The organism is Candidatus Manganitrophaceae bacterium, assembly GCA_012960925.1.
Classification (GTDB): domain Bacteria; phylum Nitrospirota; class Nitrospiria; order SBBL01; family JAADHI01; genus DUAG01.
The window spans coordinates 33,173-52,355 of sequence record DUAG01000078.1; the positions used below are offsets into that span (position 1 = coordinate 33,173).

A 19,183-nucleotide genomic window follows, 5' to 3' on the forward strand; every position below is an offset into this window, starting at 1 on the left:
GATACCAGCATAACAAGCTGACATCCCGGGGTCAAACACGGGGTGGCCGTTCTTAGGGAAGCGCTTGATTCCATCTCTTTGGATGGTGTATCCTCTTACTCAGTTGAAGAACATTGTTGAGGAAAGGCCTGATGAAACAAACAAAAATTGCGGTGACCGAGGAAATCACCAAGGAAATTGAGAACTTCGGTATCCAGATGGCCCGCTTCAAAAATAAGGAGATCCCGGAGGAGAAATTCAAGCGGTTCCGGCTTCAATACGGCATCTACGGCCAACGGCAGGCAGGGTTGCAGATGGTTCGCGTCAAGATTCCGTCCGGACTTCTGAATGCCCGAAAGCTTCGTTGCCTGGCCGATATCTCTGAGAAATATACAAAAGGCATCGGCCATGTCACCACCCGCCAGGACATTCAGTTTCATTATGTCGATCTCGACCATGCCACCACCATCATGACCCAACTGGCCGAGGCGGGACTCACGACCCGTGAGGCCTGCGGCAACACCGTCCGAAATGTCACCGCCTGTCAGCATGCCGGGACCTGCCCCACCGAGCTGTTTGACGTCACCCCCTACGGTGAGAAGGTGGCCTATCATCTTCTGCGGAACCCGATTACCCAGGACATGCCTCGAAAATTCAAGATCTCTTTCTCCGGTTGCCAGAGCGAATGCGGTCTGGCGGCCATTCACGATATTGGTTTTATCGCCGAGAGCCGGGAGATTGCAGGAGAAACGGTTTACGGTTTTAAGGTTCTGGTCGGGGGAGGCTTGGGGTCGCACCCCAAGCTGGCAATGCTTTATACGGAATTCCTTCCCATTGATGAGGTGCTTGTGACCTGCGAGGCCATCTTGAGAATTTTTGATAAGCATGGCGACCGACGGAGAAAAAGCAAGGCCCGGATGAAATTTATTCTGGAAAAGTGGGGGCTGGACCTTTTTAAAGAAAAAGTCTCAGAGGAACTGGCCGCATTAAAGAAAGAGGGGAGGGAGTATCCTGCCCTGCCGAGACCGGTACAAAAGACGCCCAGCCAGCCCCTGTCCATGGTCCAAAACGGAAACGGTGCTCAGGCTGCCGACCCTGAATATGCACGATGGATGCGGACGAATGTGGTGCCGCGCCCGGAAAAGCGTTGTGCCGTCCAGATCAAGCTGACTCTGGGTGACATTACTGTTGCTCAGTTTCGCGGGTTGGCCGATGTGGTTGACCGCTATTCCCCTGATGGTCTTCGGACAACGCACCAACAGAACATGCTCCTCCACAGTATCCATCGGAAAGACCTTCCCGATCTCTATCGTGCGCTTTGTGAGATCGACCTGGCGGAGGCCGGTGCGGAACGGGTGGTGGACGTCATCGCCTGTCCGGGGGCCGAGACCTGTCAATTGGCCCTGACCTCCTCGATGGGACTGGGCGGCGCCCTTGTGGAATCTTTCTCAAAAGATCTGCCGGAGTATGAAGACCTTGAGGGCCTTCGGATTCGTATCTCCGGCTGCCCCAATTCCTGCGGTCATCATCATATCGCCGGGATCGGGTTTCACGGCGTCGCAAAAAAGGTCAATGGAACACTTGCCCCGCATTACCAGCTTCACCTTGGCGGAAAAGTCGATGCAGAGGCCTCCGTCATCGGAAGTTCAAATTTGAAAATCCCTGCGAAGAATATACCGTCGATGGTATTGGAAATGGTTCGGATTTATCGTGAGAAACACCAGGAAGAAGAGAACTTCAACGACTTTGTCGAGCGCTTTGGCCGGAAACAGTTTTGCGAACAACTCGAACGGTTTACAAGCCTCCCGACCCCGGAGGCCGCCCCGGATGCCTATCTGGACTGGAAGGAAGAAAAGGCCTTTACACTTGATGATCTCGGTCCTGGTGAATGTTCCGGGACCGTCATCGATATGATTGAATACGCCTTGAGAATGGGGAGAGAGACCGTTAAGAAGGCCGCCCTGGCTGTGAAAAACAGTGAGTATCCCGAAGCGGTCAAGCTGATGAAGGAGGCCATCCTCTTTGAATCCCGTGCGCTCCTGTATACCTATGGCATTGAATCGCCTCACGAGGATGAAACCCTGAAGGAGTTCCAGCACAAGCTGGTGGAACAGGGCATTCTCTCCGAAGACTTTGAGTACTTCACCGTGGATCTTGGGGTCTGGACTGATTTTGATATGGCACCAACATCGGTTTCGACCCATGTCGAACGGGCTGCAGCCTTGATCGCAGAGTGCCAGGCAGCTTACGACCGAATGGACGCCAGCATGAAGTTGCGCAAGAGGGAACCGTCTGAAGTGTAACTCTGAAACAGAAGATGGAGGGCCTATGGAAGCGGGAAAAGAGGTTGATGTTCGCCTTGATCTTTCGGGTGTGCTTTGCCCGATGAATTTTGTAAAGACAAAACTCCAATTGGAAGAGATGGAGGCGGGCCAGGTTCTTGAAGTCGTGATCGATGAAGGGAAACCGGAACGCAATGTTCCCCGGAGCGTTCAGGCCGAAGGACACAAGGTTCTGGAGCTGGCCGAGATCCCGGACGGGCATTTCCGTCTGGTCATCGAAAAAGTTTGATTGACGATCAGGATCTTTCAAGCCCAGACTTTACTTCGTCTGGGCTTGTTTTTTGATGGTCTCGTAAAAAGTCTGAACACGAATCGTGAGCGTAATCCTCGCCCTCTGGGGCGGGGTTCTTCAAAAAGCCTATTCCCGTCATTCTGGCGAAGGCCGGAATCCAGTCTTTCGCAGGTGGTTTCAAGCCTTTTGGACTCCGGTTTTCACCGGAGTGGCGACTTTTTACGAGTGCATCATTTTTGTGAGAGGATGCTTTTTACCCAATGAAACCGATGCCCGCATATGATGTCGATCGCTCCTATGAGGCAAACTACCGGGAGGGGCCTTTTATCAAAGAAAAGGCCCCGGTGCGTCAGATTAGGCGAAAGGAGCGCTTCCTCGGTTTTGAAGTTAATTCCCGTCTTGGGATACCGGCCGGTCCCCTTTTAAACGCGCGCTGGATCCTCGCCTACGCGGCCATGGGTTTCGATCTTCTTGTTTACAAAACCGTACGGACCTGTGCGACCCCCAGTCATCCCAAGCCCAACTGCATGTTTCTGGGCATAGAGGACCAGATCCGGGAGGTCGATTTTGAGAAACAGCTTGTCGCGACCATGGAAGCGCCTTCTGATTTAAGCCGAATCAGCATCACCAATTCCTTCGGGATGCCGTCACGCGCGCCAGAGGTCTGGCAGGCCGATATTCAAAAGGCAAAAGAGGGTTTGAGTGCGGGACAGGTCTTGATTGTCAGTGTGGTCGGGACGCCGGGCGAGAAAGGTCTGGAGGCCGATTATGTCCAAGGGGCGACCCTTGCGGTTGAGGCAGGAGCCCCGATTATTGAGATCAATCTTTCCTGCCCGAACGTCGTCACCGGAGAAGGAAGTCTCTACACCGATCCGGAGTCCTCTTCCGCGATTTCCAGGGCGGTAAAACGCGCGATCGGCGATGTCCCTCTGATGATCAAGATCGGCTATATTCCCGACCCGAAGCGGTTGGCCGAGGTGGTCGGGGCAAACGCTCCCCATATCGAGGCCATTGCGGGTGTGAATACCCTTTCTTTTGAGGTGGTCGGTCCGAATGGTACTCAAGCCCTACCGGGGAAAGGCCGTCTTCGTGCCGGGGTCTGCGGCGCGGCGATTCGTCAATGTGCCATGGAGCAGGCGGCGCGGATTGTTGATCTGAAGCGGAAGGTGCAATACGATTTTGAAGTGGTCGGCGTCGGAGGCGTGATGACGCCGGAACATATCCGAAGCTACCTGTCCCTGGGTGTTGATGCCGTCATGTCGGCGACCGGTGCAATGTGGGACCCGCTCCTTGCTTCCAGGTTCTGGTCTCAGGTGTAACGATCCATCTTACCTCTTTTTTCCTTCATGGCTGCGTTACTGTGGTGCTCGAATCCTCACGTATAAACCATACGCTCCGGGTTCTGCGCGCCTCGCGCCTTACCCTGAAGAAAAACGAGGCAACCTGAACCATTACGGATTTCCACCGTTTATGTTAAAAAATAAAATCGTAGCATGATTTCTCTACTGAAAATTGCAAAACGTTTTGGAACGCGGGCGCTATTTTCTGAGGCGACGCTCCAGATTTCGCAAGGGGACCGTATCGCCCTGGTCGGGGCCAATGGGACAGGCAAGACAACCTTGCTCGAGATGATCGGCGGGCATATGCGGCCCGATGCAGGGGAAATCGTCATCTCAAAAGAGACCGTGGTCGGCTACCTTCGGCAGGAGGTAATTCAACTGAGAGGCCGCAGCATCCTTGAAGAGGTCCTCTCCGGATGTGAGATCCTCCATGAGATTGAAACCGAGATGAAGCAGGTTGATCGAAAGATCCACCAGACAAGCGATCCGGAAGAGAAAGGGCGTCTCGGTCTCCACTATGCTGAACTGCAATCTCATTTTGAAGCAAAGGGCGGCTATGCGCTTGAACATCGGGCAAAGCAGGTTCTCTCGGGGCTGGGCTTTCAGGAAGCGCGTTTTGGCGGGCGGACGGACCAACTCAGCGGTGGGCAGCTCATGCGGGTCGCCCTCGCGAAGATCCTCCTTTCACTGCCCGACATCCTCCTCTTGGACGAACCCACCAACCATCTCGATCTCGCGTCCGTGATCTGGCTCGAAGGCTTCCTCAGAAACTACCCCGGTTCGATCCTCTTGATTTCACACGACCGTTCTTTCATCAACGGCTTGACCAATCGGGTCATCGAAATCGCGCAGGGAAAACTGTTGACCTATGCAGGAAATTACGACCGCTACCTCAAGGCCAAGGCGGAATCCCTGGCGATTCAGGTATCGACCTACAAGAACCAGCAGAAGAAGATTGCGCAGACGCAAAAGTTCGTGGACCGTTTTCGATACAAGGCGACCAAGGCGCGCCAGGCTCAGAGCCGCATCAAACAACTTGCAAAGATCGAACGTATCGCCCCGGTTCAGGAGGCGAAGCAGGTCCGGTTCAATTTCCCCCAGCCGGCACGGGGAGGGGCCGCGGTGATCACGCTGGAGGATGTGGGTCAGTCCTACGGGACCCTACGTGTTTATCAAAAACTCAACCTGTTGTTGCGGCGTGGGAGCAAGACGGCCCTGGTCGGACCGAACGGCGCCGGTAAATCGACACTCATCAAGATCCTTGCCGGCATCCTCCCGATCGATCAGGGGAAGCGCTTTCTGGGTGAAGGAATCACCCACTCTTACTACAGCCAACATCAGCTTGAGACCCTCAATCCGGACTGGACCATACTAGAGGAGATTCAATCTGCCGCGCCGGAAGGGGCGCCCTCTTTTCTCCGCGGAATCCTCGGAGCCTTTCTTTTCATGGGGGATGATGTCTTCAAAAAGGTCTCAATCTTGAGCGGAGGAGAGAAGAGCCGGCTCGCTCTGGCGAAAATGTTGATTCACCCGGCAAACTTTATTCTTCTCGATGAGCCGACCAACCACCTCGATATCCCCTCAAGAGATGTTCTCGAAAAGGCTTTGATCGCATACACCGGCACGCTCTGCTTCATCACCCACGACCGTCATCTCATCCGCCAGGTGGCCGACAGCATTATCGAAGTGGATCAGGGACAGGTGACCTTCTATTCCGGTGACTACAATTACTATCTTTTTAAAAAGGAAGCGATGGCAACCTCACAGTCTGGTATCTCCGGTGAAAACGGGGCCGATCGAGTAAATGGCTCAGAGGGGACGAAAGAGAGTTCGGATCGTCAGGAGGGGAGAGAACGGCGGCGGCGGGAGGCCGAACAGCGCAACCGATCCTATAAGCGCCGCCGGAACCTGAAGAAAAAGATCGAGGCGCTTGAAGAGGCCCTCGACCTTAAAACCCGCGAGTATGAAGAATGCGTCGCCCTCCTGTCAGACGCAGAGATCTACCAGGACAAAAAGCGCTTTCACGAAATCATGTCGCGGCACAACCGCCTAAAAGACGAGATCAAGGAAAAGACGACCGAGTGGGAAACCCTCTCGCTGGAGGACGAAGCACTTTCTCAAGCTTAAAACAGACTTAATGGAGAGGGGTCTTTAAGTCATGTTTCAGAAGGCAATCTGAACCCTTCCCTAGTTCATTTCGCTGGCATGGTTGTTTCCTTCATAGGCATAGGCCAGTGCATCTTTTGTGTGATCTATCATGAGGTCGAGGTGGTCTTTCATGCCATGTTTTAGCGCGCTTCGGGCATGTGCAATGGCTTCTGCCACATTTTCCATCGCTTCAGGGCCATGTGTTCTGGTGGCCTTGCTGGCGTCAGAGGCCTTGATCCCACCCTGCCCGTGATTGATGCATTCCTCGGCCTCGTGGATCATCTTCTTCAGGTGTTTTATGGCTTTTCCGGCATGCCCCTTCTCCCCATGTGCAAGGCTGTCTTCCCCTGACGCGACCATCGCATTGCAATGTTCTTTTGCGATTTTGACATGCTTTGCAGAGCTGGCGAAGAGGTTTCCGGGCAAGATGAGAAAGGCAACTGCCGCCAAGGCTAGAGTGAAGTAAATACGCATCGTTCCTCCTTCTTTCGTAGGGTGGATAAGGCGGGTTATCAGTAAGCGGAACTCTAGCATCATGCCCCGGATGTGTCAATATTGATAGACCCTATTCACCCATCTCCAAACACCCATCACGGCCTTTTCAACACCGCATTTTAATGTTTCTTATTGACAAACCTCATTGGTAATCTATAATGAAACCCGGCATTTTACTGATAGAATTTTGTGATAAAACTGGAGTATATATAATTTGAAGATGCATTGTGCTCCGCCTTCTCCTAAGAATCACTATCCCCTTTTCTTTGCCCTAAGCGTTACTTTCCTCCTGGGAATAATTTTATCCCCCGGAGCCGCCACGGCCCAGGATAAGGGATTCTCGATTAATTCACTTCCCCCTGCCTCGCCCAGGTCACTGACCCCGAAACAGTTACAAAGGGGAAAGGAGATATTACAGCAGAAACAAGGCGAGACATCTTCTCCCTTTGCCCAGCCCCTTGCACCGACAGGAAGGAACGAGGAAAAAAAATCGGCAGAAATCCGGCCAGACTCAACCCAGGCTGAAGAGAAGGCAGAAACAGCCGAGGGGGGTCCGTCGTCGCCGGAGAGAGGGCTCTCTCCCTTCGAGTCCTATATTCAGGGGAAGAAGACCCAGGCCATCTCTTTGAATATTAGACAGTTTGGCTATGATCTTTTTGAGAACCCCCCGACGACCTTTGCCCCGGCCGACATGGTTCCTGTGGGTCCGGATTATCTTCTCGGTCCCGGAGACGAACTCCGGATGAATATCTGGGGAAAGCTGAATGCAAACCATATCTTCTTCCTGGATCGAGACGGAAAGGTCGACCTTCCCCAGGTTGGAACCATCCACCTGGCAGGACTGACTTTTTCAGAGGCAAAGGAATTTATCCGAGAGGAGTTTGGTCGATACTATAAACCGACCGAAGTCAAGATCAACATCAGCATGGGGCAACTCCGCTCCATCCGGGTTTTCATTGTCGGAAAGGCCGAGCGACCCGGGAGCTACACCCTCTCTTCTTTCTCCACACTGATTAATGCCCTCTTCTCTGCCGGCGGTCCGAGCAAGATCGGGACGATGCGGGACATCCAGGTGAAGAGAAAGGGAAAGACGATCACCCACTTCGACCTCTACGATTTCCTACTGAAGGGAGGCAAGGAGAACGACATTCGTCTGATGCCCGAGGATGTCATCTTCATCCCGACCGTTGGGCCCCGGGTCGGGCTTGCCGGAAATGTGAAGGCCCCCGCCATCTATGAGTTGAAAGGAGAAACAGGGCTCCAGGACCTGATTGGTCTGGCCGGAGGAATTAATGCGACCGGTTATCTTCAGCAGGTGCAGATGGAGAGAGTCTTTGAAAACCAGGCAAAAAAGATCCTCGATATTGATTTCAGGCAACTGGAAGAAGGGGGAAAGATCCCCTTAAAAGATGGGGACATTGTAAAAGTCTTCTCTATTAATCAGTCGGTGACAAACCAGGTGGACTTGATCGGAAACCTGGTCCGCCCGGGGACCTATCAATGGAAGCCTGGAATACGGATAAAAGATCTGATTCACAGCACGGACGATTTTTTGCCCGACACCTTTCTGGACTTTGCTTTGGTGGAAAGAATGGTGCCGCCTGATTACCACAAGGAATATCTCTCGATCGGCCTGGGAAAGCTCCTTCTCGACGGAGATGAAAGTGAAAATATCCTACTCTCACCATTTGATACGATAGTGGTCTTTAACCGGTGGGATCTCCTGACCAAAGAGAACGTCCATATATCCGGTGCCGTAAACAAGCCGGGAAGATTCGAGCATCGGCCCAACATGAAACTTTCAGATCTTTTGAAATTGGCCGGCGGTTTAAAGCGGTCTGAGCATCCGGATTCGTATCTGGGTGAGGGGATCATCACGCGCCGCATGCCTCCTGATTTTCATGAGGAGAAGCTCAGCTTTGATTTCAGACGGGCGGTCATTGAGCAGGATGCAGAGGCCGACCTCTTTCTTTCCCCGATGGACAGGGTTCAGATCTTTGACATCTGGGAGCTTGCTCAGGAGAAAAAGGTCCACATCGTTGGGGCCGTGAACAGTCCGGGAAGCTTTGCCTGGGCCGAAAAGATGCGGGTTATCGATCTGGTCAACCTTGCAGAGGGTGTGAAATATTTTGCATCGCTTGAATTGGCGGAACTGACCCGGATTGCTCCAACTTCGGAGGGGCCGAAGGTGGAGCGCTTCGAAATCAATTTGGAGAGAGCGATAGGGGGGGATCCTGAACACAACATCACGCTTCAGACAGACGACCACTTTTCCGTACAGACCATTCCGGAATGGGAGCTCTACAGAACCGTTCACATCGGCGGGGAAGTCCGCTTTCCCGGAACCTACACAAGCAAAAAGGGAGAAGCACTCTCTGCCCTCATCGCGCGGGCCGGAGGCTTTACCGAAAGGGCCTATCTCAAAGGGGCCTTTTTTACACGGGAATCAGTCCGTCAACTCCAGCAAAGACAACTCGATGAAGCGATAGACCGGCTTGAGCATCAGCTTCTTTCCCAATCGGCCAATACGATTGAAGCAGCCCTGTCACCCGATGTTCTCCTTCAGGAAAAGGCCGCGACGGGTCAGCGGCAGGCCCTGATCGCTAAGATGCGGGCGGCAAAGGCGAAGGGGCGAATCGCCATCCACCTGGAGACCCTCGAAAACTTCAAGGGCAGCCCCTCCGACCTCATACTGGAAGAGGGCGACCGGCTCGCCATCCCGGAAAAGCCCCAGCAAATTCAGGTTATCGGTTCGGTTTATAACCAGACCGCCTTTATTTTTGATGTCGAAGAAGATGTCTCGGACTATCTGAAAAAAGCCGGGGGGATGACAGAGCATGCCGAAGAAGATGCCCTCTACATTCTCAAAATCGATGGCTCGGCCATTTCAAGGCGGCAGGGCGAATCTTGGTGGGGGGGCGGGATCATGTCCTCAAGCCTCGACCCGGGGGATACGATCGTCGTCCCGGAAAAATTGGAACGAATTTCCTGGCTCAGAGAGGTAAAAGAGCTCACTCAAATCCTGTTCCAGATCGCCACAACGGCCGGCATCCTCATTGTTGCACTCTAAGAAATGAGCCGTTCTTATGCCCGATAGTGATCAGAATATTCCGGAGGCCTCAGGTCCGACATCTTACATTGACGAAGATGAAATAAACCTGCTTGACTACTGGCGAGTCTTGATAAAGCGGAAGGGGCTGCTTGCCCTCATCATCGGGACTGCCGCGACTGCCTCCGTCATCATCAGCCTGCTTCTTCCCAAGATCTATGCCTCAACGACCACCCTCCTCCCCCCCCAGGACAATGGGTCCGGATCGGCCCTCTTGGCCTCACGGCTTCCAGGCGGAATGGGTGGGATGGCTTCCGGTTTTCTTGGAATCAAGTCTCCCGCCGATCTCTGGGTCGGGATATTGAAGAGCTGGACAATTCGGGATGCCATCGTGATGCAACTAAATCTCAAAGAAGTCTACGAGGCCGAAACAGACCAGGCGGCCGGAGAGCAGCTTGGAAATGCCCTGAACGTAAAAAAAACGAAGGAAGGGATTGTCTCGATTACGGTGCAAGACAAAGACCCCACCCGTTCGGCGGAATTGGCCAACGCCTTTGTGGCCGAGCTTGATAAGTTCAATAAGAACATCGTGATGACCTCGGGGGGACGGATGCGGACCTTTGTCGAAAAACGGCTTGATGAGGCAAAGGAAACGCTGGTAGTGAGTGAAGAGGCCCTCAAGACCTTTCAGGAGGAAAATGGGGCGGTCAAACTCGATGCACAGTCCACGGCCATCATCGGGGCGATCGGGAACATCAAAGGGCTCCTAATGGCAAAGGAGATCGAATTGCAGACCCTCCTCTCCTTTGCCACCCCGCAAAATCCTCAGGTCGAAATATTAAGGACAGAAGTCAAGGAGTTGAGGAAAGGTTTAAGAGAGCTGGAGGAAGGGAAGAAAGATGGGAAGAGATCTTCAGGGAGCATCTTTATCCCGACCGCCCGCTTCCCCGACCTCGGTCTGCAGTACGCCAGGCTGGTCCGGGATGCCAAGATCCAGCAGGCCCTCTTTGAACTCCTGACCCAGCAGTATGAGATGGCCCGGATTCAGGAGGCCAAAGATACACCCACAGTCCAGGTCCTGGATGTGGCCAAAGTCCCCGAGAAAAAGACCAAGCCAAAGCGGACGCTTATTGTTCTGCTTTCCACCTTCACCGCCGCCTTCTTTGGGATCTTTCTGGTCTTCTTCCTGGAATATATCGAAAAGGCCTCTCTGACCGAGAATACGTGACCGTCATGAAGGAAGAGATCCCTCTCGGTCCTTAACCCTTGATAATACATCTTATATTTGTTACATATTCTTTGACGGCCTTCTCAAATTGTTTGATCTCTCAGGTCTTGCCCGATGAAAACCACAAGTAAATTCCTCCCCTCTTCCGGCCCGGAAAAGCGGCTCCGTGTGATCCCTTTTTATACAGGTGATCAGACGCTGGAGGAAGTGTTAAGACACCCCTCCAGCCTTAAATTGCTCTGGATCGAAATTCTCCTGAACCGGGATTTCTCCTGGAAAGTATATCTTGGACGCCCAGAAGTTCAGGCTGCCCACGAAAAGGCGTGTATCTGGTATGGCCATTTTAAGACCATGGTGGAAAGCCGTATTGGGGCTTCCTCCTTAGAAGCCAGGCCGGGAAAGATTGATGAAAAAGAATACAGAAAACTTGTGGAGGCCCTAAATTTTGTCGCAAGTTGATCTGAAATCTGTCATTGAACTTCTGAAACAATATACCTCAGAGGAACATAAATCGCTGAAGGTCACATTGTTAGGCGGTTTGGCCTTGCATTATTACGGCATGAAAGGGCGGAGTACAATTGACATTGATGCCGAGATAGAGGGGGATCTTGAAGCACTCTTTTGTTTTCTGAAGGCTAGGAACATTCCTTCAGATCTGAGTGAGAACATCTCTGGATGGTCGGTGATCGCAATGCCGCCAGGTTATCAGGACAGGGCCATGAAGATCCACCAGTCTGCCCAACTGGAGGTCCGGGTCCTGGATCCAAAAGATTTTGTGATCGCTAAACTGCGCCGTTTCACCGAAGAGGATATTGAAGATGCTCTTTTTGTGGTTAAAAAATATCAAATCAAACCTGGAGAAATTTCCCTCTCCGCAGAGGCGGCGACTCAGTCTTCTATAAAAGACACCATGCTGTTCCTCTTCAAAAAAAATGTGGATATTTTTCTGGAAAAAGTTAAAAAAATGGAAAAAGGTAAATCGTAATACGGAATCAAGAGGAGAAGCATGGTCAAGCATGAGGATTTGACCCCAGGCTCACAAAAAGATTCTCCCGCTTATTTTGCCCACGAATCTGCATTTATTGATGATGGGGTTCAAATCGGAAAAGGGACAAAGATCTGGCATGTTTCCCATGTCCTGAAAGGCTCCTGCATTGGGGAAAACTGCAAGATCGGACAAAACGTCGTCATTGGTCCCAAGGCCGTTGTCGGAAATAACGTCAAGATCCAGAACAACGTCTCCGTCTATGAAGGGGTCACTTTGGAAGACCATGTTTTCTGTGGTCCGTCCGTTGTTTTCACAAATGTTTTCAACCCCCGCAGCGAGATCCCCCGAATGAATGTTTTGAAATCGACGCTTGTTAAGCGGGGCGCAACAATCGGGGCCAACTGTACCATTCTCTGTGGAATTACCCTTGGTGCCTATGCCTTCATCGGCGCGGGAGCCGTTGTCACAAAAGACGTGCCCGACTATGCGCTGGTGGTCGGGAATCCGGCCCGTTTCTCCGCTTGGTTCTGCCGTTGCGGAGTGAAGCTGAAAATGATGGGAAAAACCTCCAAATGTAGTGAATGTGGTCTTTCCTACCGGAAGGAAGGCAATCGTCTAGAACCTTTATGAAATGGATCGTCAGAAGGAAAATGGTATGAAAGATTTTGCCTTGATTGGTGCCGCGGGCTACATTGCGCCTCGCCATATGAAAGCGATCAAAGAAACAGGGAATAATCTTGTCGCGGCCCTGGATAAAAATGATTCGGTCGGGATTCTTGACCGCTATTTTTCTGAGGCGGATTTTTTTACAGAGTTCGAGCGATTTGATCGCCATATTGATTTATTAAAGCGGAAAGGAAGCCATATTGACTACGTCAGCATAGCCTCCCCGAATTACCTGCATGATTCACACATACGCTTTGCACTGAAAAATGGCGCCGATGCCATTTGTGAGAAGCCTCTGGTGCTAAACCCCAGGGAGGTCGGGGCCTGCGCTCGCTATGCGTGCCAGGAGAATCGGCAGTTTCTGATTCTGCAATCTCGGAATCAGGAGAATAAAGACTACTTGATTCTTCCGTAAACATCTTCGTAACGGGTAATGTCGTCCTCCCCAAGGTAGGTTCCGCACTGTACCTCAATCAGTTGTAGCGGTTCGTCGGTGGGGTTCTCCAGCCGATGCTTGACCCCCATCGGGACAAAAGAACTCTGATTCGTCTGAATTGTAAAGACGCTTTCGCCACAGGTCACCCGGGCCGTCCCGGACACCACCACCCAATGTTCACTTCGTTTTCGATGCATCTGAAGGGAGAGCTTCGCCCCTGGGTTGACAACGAGCCGTTTGATTTTGAATCCCTTCCCCTCTTCCAATACGGTATAAGTCCCCCAGGCGCGGATCACGGTCCGGTGGACGCGGTGTTCATCACCGTTGTCCCGATCTTTTAAAATTTGAACAACTTTCCGAACGTCCTGAGCCTTCTCCTTGGCGCAAACCAGAGTTGCATCCTCGGTATCGGCGACGACGACATCTTTCAAGCCGACCACGGCAACCAGGCGCTTGCCTCCATAGATGACACATTGTTCACTCCCGACATTGACGACATTGCCGGTGATGATATTCCCATCGGCATTTTTTGGAAGGACCTGGTCAAGGGCATTCCACGAGCCGACATCGTCCCATCCCATGTCGGTTGGAATCACCGCCATCCGGTCTGATTTTTCAAGGACGCCAAAATCAATTGAAATGGAGGGCAAGTGCGTATAAACGCGTTGAAGGGTTTCCGCCTCCTTCTCCGTTCCGATATCCGGCTCGATTTGCTCGAGTCCTTCTGCCAATTCCGGCAGGAAACGCTTGATTTCTTCCAGAATCGTTGAGATCTTCCAGGCAAAAATGCCGGTATTCCAGAGGGTATCTCCACTCGCGCAATACCGCTCGGCCGTTTTCCGATCCGGTTTCTCAATAAACCTCCGTACGGCCGCAGCGGGAGGATAGCCATTCAGGGACTCTCCTTCCTGAATATAACCATAGGCCGTTTCGGGCCGTGTCGGTTTTGCGCCCAGGGTAACCAGGTGACCCTCCTCTGCGATCTTCTCCGCCAGGTGAAGGGAGTGAAGAAAGGCGGCATTGTCCCGGATATAATGATCGGCGGAGAAGACAACCATCGTCCCGTCCTGGTGTTTCTTCCGGAGCATCATCGCTGCGAGACCCACTGCTGCCGCCGTGTTCCTGGCGGCCGGCTCCAGGATGAAGAGAGGTTTGGTGGTTAGCGAGGACAATTGCAGGCGGATTTGTTCGGCTTGTTGGGCGTTGGTGATGATGTAAAGACGTTCAGGAGGAATCAGATCTGACACGCGGGAGAAGGTGGCCTGGATGAGGGTTTGATGGCCAAATATTTTGAGGAGCTGTTTCGGGAATTCCTCACGGCTCAAGGGCCAAAACCGCGTTCCGCTTCCTCCCGCTAAAATCACACCGAACATCCATTCCCCCTTGTTTGATAACTACTTATAGTAGTAAAAGTTTCAGCAGATATTACTCTGATCTTCTTCAAAAAGCTATTCAAAAGCAGGTTTCTAATTCCGCAATTTCGGAATTAAGGCGGGTCAAAGGCCAAGCAAATTAGGGTGGAATAAAGGGCTGATCCGGGTTTTCTCCTTTACTCAGCAGGCCGATTTCAGTAGTATAATCCAAGCTAAAACATGAGGTGGTGTGCCCGGCGGCTTCCGGGAGGCAAGCCTGGAGCCAAAAGAGCCCTGCAAAAGAGAATAATCATAGTGAAAGATTTCCATATTTCAAGACCTGACCCCAGTGACTCACACAGACTCTCAGGGTGTCCATGAAGATTCTTGTTACCGGGGGTGCCGGATTTATCGGTTCCGCCCTGATTCGATATCTCATACAGGAGACAGAGCACAGCCTGCTCAATGTGGATAAACTGACCTATGCCGGCAACCTGGAGTCTCTGATTGATGTAGAAGAGGACTCACGTTATCGTTTTGAAAAGGTTGATATCTGCGACGCAGTGGCAATCAAAGGTCTTTTTGAGAACTACCGTCCGGATACCGTGATGCACCTTGCGGCAGAGTCCCATGTCGACCGCTCGATTGATGGACCGGCAGTATTCATCCAGACCAATATTCTGGGGACCTATACCCTCCTGGAAGCGGCGCGCGGTTACTGGGATGACCTGGAAGGACCAGCGCGGGCGCAATTTCGTTTTCACCATGTTTCGACCGACGAGGTCTTTGGCTCCCTCGGTGAGACCGGCGCGTTTACCGAAGAGACCGCTTATCATCCAAACTCCCCCTACTCTGCAAGTAAATCCTCTTCAGATCATTTGGTCCGCGCCTGGCATCATACCTACGGGCTCCCGGTTCTCATCACCAACTGTTCAAACAATTACGGTCCCTACCAGTTTCCGGAGAAACTGATTCCCTTGGTGATCCTCAACGCACTGGAGGAAAAACCGCTTCCGATCTACGGAAAGGGAGAAAATGTCCGGGATTGGCTTTATGTCGAAGACCACGTCCGTGCCCTGGTTCTCGTTTTGACGGAGGGCCGGCCGGGAGAAACCTACAACATCGGCGGTCATAATGAGAAGACCAACCTGGAAGTGGTCGAAACGATCTGCCAACTTCTTGACGAACTTGTGCCCAATGCCAAGCTGAGGGATCATGCCTCTCTGATTCAGTTCGTGAAAGACCGGCCGGGACATGACCGGCGCTACGCCATTGATGCCTCAAAGATTGCTCGGGAGCTGAACTGGAAACCAAGGGAGAGCTTTGCCTCCGGACTGAGAAAAACAGTACAATGGTATTTGGATCACCGACCCTGGTGCCGCCGGGTGCAGGATGGGAGCTATAGAAGGGAACGCCTGGGCACTCTGTAACGATCCAGATCACCCGTCTAAGGCTCCAGGGTTGCGTTGCTGTGGTGCTCGAATCCTCACGTATAAATATACGTTCCGGTTCTGTGCGCCTCGCGCCTTGCCCTGAAACCTTATCCAGGCAAGCTGAACCGTTACAGAACCATTACAATGGATTAGAAGGGTAAAAAATGAGTGAAATGAAAGGGATTATTCTGGCCGGAGGGAGCGGGACGCGCCTTTATCCTGTGACTCAGGTGGTGAGCAAGCAGCTCTTGCCGGTTTACAACAAGCCGATGATCTACTACCCACTCACCACCCTCATGTTGGCCGGTTTGAGGGAGATTCTGATTATCACCACACCTCACGATTTACCTCAATATCAAGCCCTTTTAGGCGATGGATCGCAGTGGGGACTTTCCTTGACCTATGCCGCGCAGCCTCAGCCCAACGGACTGGCGCAGGCCTTCCTGATCGGGGAGGATTACATCGGTGACCGTTCCGTCTGTCTGATCCTTGGAGACAACATATTTTACGGAAGGGGTCTTGCGGAAGTGACCCGGAAGGCCGCGAGCCTGAAAGAGGGGGCCATCGTTTTCGGATATTATGTCCGCGACCCGCAGCGCTATGGTGTGGTACAGTTTGATGAACACCGGCAGGCGATCGCTATTGAAGAAAAGCCGGAGCATCCCAAATCAAACTATGCGGTGACAGGACTCTATTTTTACGACAACACGGTGGTCGATATTGCCAAGGGCTTAAAGCCTTCCCCGCGGGGTGAGCTGGAGATCACCGATTTAAACAGCGTGTATCTGGCCAAAGGAAAGCTTCAAGTGGAGCTGCTTGGGCGGGGCATCGCCTGGCTCGATACAGGGACCCATGAATCACTCCTGCAGGCGGCTCACTATATCGAAGTCATGGAGACCCGTCAGGGGCTCAGCATCGCCTGCCCCGAAGAGATTGCCTACCGGATGGGCTATATTGACGCCTCTCAATTGGAATCACTGGCCAAACCGATGCTTAAAAATGGTTACGGCCAATATCTCCTTGATCTGGCAAACGGGGATGGCCCCCCCGATGAATCTATGAAAAGAACCCATGAAAAGAATTGAAACCAAGCTCCCCGGAGTCATCATCCTCGAACCGACGATCTTTCGTGATCCCCGTGGATTTTTTTTGGAGACCTGGCACCAGGACCGGTATAAAGCAGCCGGTCTCCCTGACTTTGTCCAGGACAATCTCTCGTTCTCCACTCAGGGCGTCCTGAGGGGACTCCATTTCCAGAACCCTGATCCACAGGGGAAGCTCGTCACCGTCCTGCAGGGGGAGGTTTTTGACGTTGCCGTCGATATTCGCGTCGGCTCTCCCACCTTCGGCCAATGGGTCGGCGTCACCCTATCAGGGGAAAACGCACGCCAGATCTACATCCCGGAAGGTTTTGCGCACGGCTTCTGTATTACCAGTCCCACCGCTCTATTTTCCTATAAGTGTACTGCTTTCTATAAATCTCGGTCTGAACAGTGTCTTCTCTGGAACGATCCGGATATCGGGATCACCTGGCCAATCGAGACCCCGATTTTGTCTGAAAAAGACAGCGCTGCACCCAGTTTAGAGAAGATCGACCATGGGGGCCTTCCTCGATTTTCAAGGGGATCCTGATGGCGCGGATTGCGTCGCGCCCGGATATTGTCCCCCGTATTCTCCTTTTGGGAAAGCAGGGGCAGGTGGGATGGGAGTTACAGCGGACCTTGGCTCCCCTGGGGGATCTCATCGCGCTCGATCGGGCCGATCTTGATTTGACGCAGACCGATGCCGTTCGAAAGCGGATCAGAGAGATCAAGCCGACCCTCATTGTCAATGCGGCTGCGTATACCGCAGTAGACAAGGCTGAAGACGAGCCGGAGTTGGCCATGCGGATCAACGGCACGCTTCCCGGCCTTCTTGCTGAGGAGGCCAACCGGGTCGACGCCGCGCTAATTCACTACTCGACCGATTACGTCTTCGGGGGAGTGCAAGCGCCTCCGGAGGGCTACACCGAAGAGATGACGCCCCATCCACTCAATGTCTATGGCAAGACGAAGCTTGCCGGAGAGCGTGCCGTCCAGACCATAAGCCGGTCTTACCTGATCTTCAGGACAAGCTGGGTCTACGGCCTGCGGGGAAATAACTTTCTCCTGACCATGCTGCGTCTGGCGCGGGAGCGTGAGGAGATCAAGGTTGTGAATGATCAGGTCGGGGCGCCGACCTGGAGTCGTATGATTGCAGAGATGACTGCCCGGGTCCTCACACGATTCAATCAGGCGGCATCATTAAAGGAGGTCCGTGGCCTTTACCACCTTACCGCCGGGGGTCAGACGACCTGGTATCACTTCGCAGAGGCCCTCCTGAACCAATCCCGCTCCACGGATTTTCGACTGAAGGCCCTCCTTTCTATCCCAAGCTCCGCTTATCCGACTCGTGCCCCACGCCCGGCCTTTTCCCTACTGGACTGCCGCAAGCTGAAGCGGACCTTCGGCCTGGTATTGCCCGATTGGGAGGAGAGTCTGAGGCATATGCTGAAGCCTGAAAACGCATAGCAAGCACGATCTCTGTTCCTTTATGGGGGATTTCAAATGGGATCAGAGGGCTTGAGCCATATTCCCCTTTACTCAAGGTACCGATATCGGTACCATTACCTACGAAAGAAACGGAGGCGGTCGTTCAGCGCCTGACCCCGATATATTAAGGAGGGATACACGCTGGTTTACCTCGTCATTCCGGCGTATGCCGGAATCCAGTACTGTCGCTTGTGGACACCAGCCTTCACCGCATTTTCCTCCTCTTTCAAGGACGATCATGATAAGCTTCGGAAGCGGGTCCCCGACGGGGCCTTTATTAAGATCTTCTGAATGTCTTGTGGCTCTTAAGGCACGGAAGGCGGTGGAATAGTGAATTATATCAAGCACTCTGACCCCTTGATTCCTGCAAAAGGGATATGGTTTTTTGAGATCCCGATAGTTATAAAGTGAACAAGAAAAAGTTACTTAAGAAATTATTGTCCGAATCGAAGAATATACGGTTCTCAGAGGTTAAATCTTGTGCAGAGATGGTCGGGTTTAAGTTAGATCGAATCAGCGGAAGCCATCATATATTTATTCATCCTGCTATCCCTGAGCTCATCAACCTCCAAGATGTGAAAGGAAAAGCAAAACCATACCAAGTGAAACAGTTGCTAAAGCTAATCGAACGCCATAATTTAAAACTAGGGGAGTAATCAGATGAAAGATTACCATATCAATGTTTTTTATAGTGAAGAGGATGCTGGATATATCGCTGATATTCCCGACTTAACTCACTGCTCTGCCTTTGGTGATACTCCAGAGCAGGCGTTGCGAGAGGTCCTAAAAGCAAAAGAGGAATGGATCAAATCAGCGAAGGGTTCAGGGAAACCAATTCCCAAACCTCACTATCGTCCGGCCATATATCAGGTTGCGTGAATATCGAAGAAATAGCACCTATCACACTTCATAGATTACTCATGAC

General features: G+C 52.4%; 18 protein-coding genes and 1 pseudogene. 16 read left to right on the top strand and 3 right to left on the bottom strand.

Annotated features, from left to right (window positions below; translation table 11 throughout):
- Positions 1–131 precede the first annotated feature (131 nt).
- From EYQ01_10845 to EYQ01_10860, 4 genes are all read left to right on the top strand, one after another.
- Positions 132–2,282, top strand: a complete 2,151-nt coding sequence (locus EYQ01_10845) for a nitrite/sulfite reductase (GenBank protein ID HIE66282.1) — start codon at positions 132–134, stop codon at positions 2,280–2,282.
- Between the two features lie 25 nt (positions 2,283–2,307).
- Entirely contained in the window at positions 2,308–2,550 is a 243-nt protein-coding gene (locus EYQ01_10850; GenBank protein ID HIE66283.1) for a sulfurtransferase TusA family protein, read from the top strand.
- Between the two features lie 263 nt (positions 2,551–2,813).
- Positions 2,814–3,872, top strand: a complete 1,059-nt coding sequence (locus EYQ01_10855) for a dihydroorotate dehydrogenase (protein ID HIE66284.1) — start codon at positions 2,814–2,816, stop codon at positions 3,870–3,872.
- Between the two features lie 174 nt (positions 3,873–4,046).
- A complete protein-coding gene (locus EYQ01_10860; GenBank protein ID HIE66285.1) occupies positions 4,047–6,020 on the top strand; it encodes an ABC transporter ATP-binding protein in 1,974 nt (657 codons plus the stop codon).
- A gap of 60 nt (positions 6,021–6,080) precedes the next feature.
- Here the strand turns inward: EYQ01_10860 and EYQ01_10865 are convergent, their stop codons facing one another.
- Positions 6,081–6,515 carry a hypothetical protein gene (locus EYQ01_10865; GenBank protein ID HIE66286.1) on the bottom strand — a complete coding sequence of 145 codons (435 nt, stop codon included), beginning with the start codon at positions 6,513–6,515 and terminating at the stop codon, positions 6,081–6,083.
- Between the two features lie 235 nt (positions 6,516–6,750).
- On the opposite strand from EYQ01_10865, the gene EYQ01_10870 reads away from it, so the two are divergent.
- From EYQ01_10870 to EYQ01_10895, 6 genes and pseudogenes are all read left to right on the top strand, one after another.
- Positions 6,751–9,606 (top strand): hypothetical protein, encoded by a 2,856-nt coding sequence (locus tag EYQ01_10870; protein HIE66287.1) that lies wholly within the window; start codon positions 6,751–6,753, stop codon positions 9,604–9,606.
- Positions 9,607–9,622: 16 nt separating this feature from the next.
- Positions 9,623–10,813: a lipopolysaccharide biosynthesis protein gene (locus tag EYQ01_10875; protein ID HIE66288.1), complete on the top strand. Its 1,191-nt coding sequence runs from the start codon at positions 9,623–9,625 to the stop codon at positions 10,811–10,813.
- Between the two features lie 114 nt (positions 10,814–10,927).
- The gene (locus EYQ01_10880) at positions 10,928–11,272 is read left to right on the top strand and encodes a hypothetical protein (GenBank protein HIE66289.1); all 345 of its coding nucleotides are present in this window, start codon (positions 10,928–10,930) and stop codon (positions 11,270–11,272) included.
- A 1-nt stretch (position 11,273) separates the two neighbouring features.
- On the top strand, positions 11,274–11,798 hold the full coding sequence (locus EYQ01_10885) for a hypothetical protein (protein ID HIE66290.1): 525 nt from the start codon (positions 11,274–11,276) through the stop codon (positions 11,796–11,798).
- Between the two features lie 21 nt (positions 11,799–11,819).
- Positions 11,820–12,431 (top strand): N-acetyltransferase, encoded by a 612-nt coding sequence (locus EYQ01_10890; protein HIE66291.1) that lies wholly within the window; start codon positions 11,820–11,822, stop codon positions 12,429–12,431.
- Positions 12,432–12,456: 25 nt separating this feature from the next.
- Positions 12,457–12,777 (top strand): annotated as a pseudogene (locus EYQ01_10895) (oxidoreductase).
- A gap of 86 nt (positions 12,778–12,863) precedes the next feature.
- Here EYQ01_10895 and EYQ01_10900 read toward each other — a convergent pair.
- A complete protein-coding gene (locus EYQ01_10900; GenBank protein HIE66292.1) occupies positions 12,864–14,276 on the bottom strand; it encodes a mannose-1-phosphate guanylyltransferase/mannose-6-phosphate isomerase in 1,413 nt (470 codons plus the stop codon).
- A gap of 356 nt (positions 14,277–14,632) precedes the next feature.
- Here EYQ01_10900 and rfbB point away from each other — a divergent pair, with 356 nt between their 5' ends.
- The 4 genes from rfbB (at position 14,633) to rfbD (ending at position 18,237) form a co-directional block, all read left to right on the top strand.
- Positions 14,633–15,685, top strand: coding sequence for a dTDP-glucose 4,6-dehydratase (gene rfbB / locus EYQ01_10905; GenBank protein HIE66293.1), 1,053 nt, complete (start codon positions 14,633–14,635; stop codon positions 15,683–15,685).
- A gap of 176 nt (positions 15,686–15,861) precedes the next feature.
- Positions 15,862–16,773, top strand: coding sequence for a glucose-1-phosphate thymidylyltransferase RfbA (gene rfbA, locus EYQ01_10910; protein ID HIE66294.1), 912 nt, complete (start codon positions 15,862–15,864; stop codon positions 16,771–16,773).
- Positions 16,760–17,320, top strand: coding sequence for a dTDP-4-dehydrorhamnose 3,5-epimerase (rfbC, locus tag EYQ01_10915; GenBank protein HIE66295.1), 561 nt, complete (start codon positions 16,760–16,762; stop codon positions 17,318–17,320). Before rfbA ends, rfbC begins: the two co-directional genes overlap by 14 nt.
- Positions 17,320–18,237, top strand: coding sequence for a dTDP-4-dehydrorhamnose reductase (gene rfbD / locus EYQ01_10920; GenBank protein ID HIE66296.1), 918 nt, complete (start codon positions 17,320–17,322; stop codon positions 18,235–18,237). The genes rfbC and rfbD overlap by 1 nt, the downstream gene beginning before the upstream one ends.
- 99 nt (positions 18,238–18,336) lie before the next feature.
- Here rfbD and EYQ01_10925 read toward each other — a convergent pair whose 3' ends face one another.
- Positions 18,337–18,606 (bottom strand): hypothetical protein, encoded by a 270-nt coding sequence (locus EYQ01_10925; GenBank protein HIE66297.1) that lies wholly within the window; start codon positions 18,604–18,606, stop codon positions 18,337–18,339.
- Positions 18,607–18,665: 59 nt separating this feature from the next.
- Between EYQ01_10925 and EYQ01_10930 the strand changes: the two genes are divergently transcribed.
- Both EYQ01_10930 and EYQ01_10935 read left to right on the top strand, forming a co-directional pair.
- The gene (locus EYQ01_10930) at positions 18,666–18,914 is read left to right on the top strand and encodes a type II toxin-antitoxin system HicA family toxin (protein ID HIE66298.1); all 249 of its coding nucleotides are present in this window, start codon (positions 18,666–18,668) and stop codon (positions 18,912–18,914) included.
- Between the two features lie 4 nt (positions 18,915–18,918).
- On the top strand, positions 18,919–19,137 hold the full coding sequence (locus EYQ01_10935) for a type II toxin-antitoxin system HicB family antitoxin (protein HIE66299.1): 219 nt from the start codon (positions 18,919–18,921) through the stop codon (positions 19,135–19,137).
- The last annotated feature ends 46 nt before the right edge of the window (positions 19,138–19,183 follow it).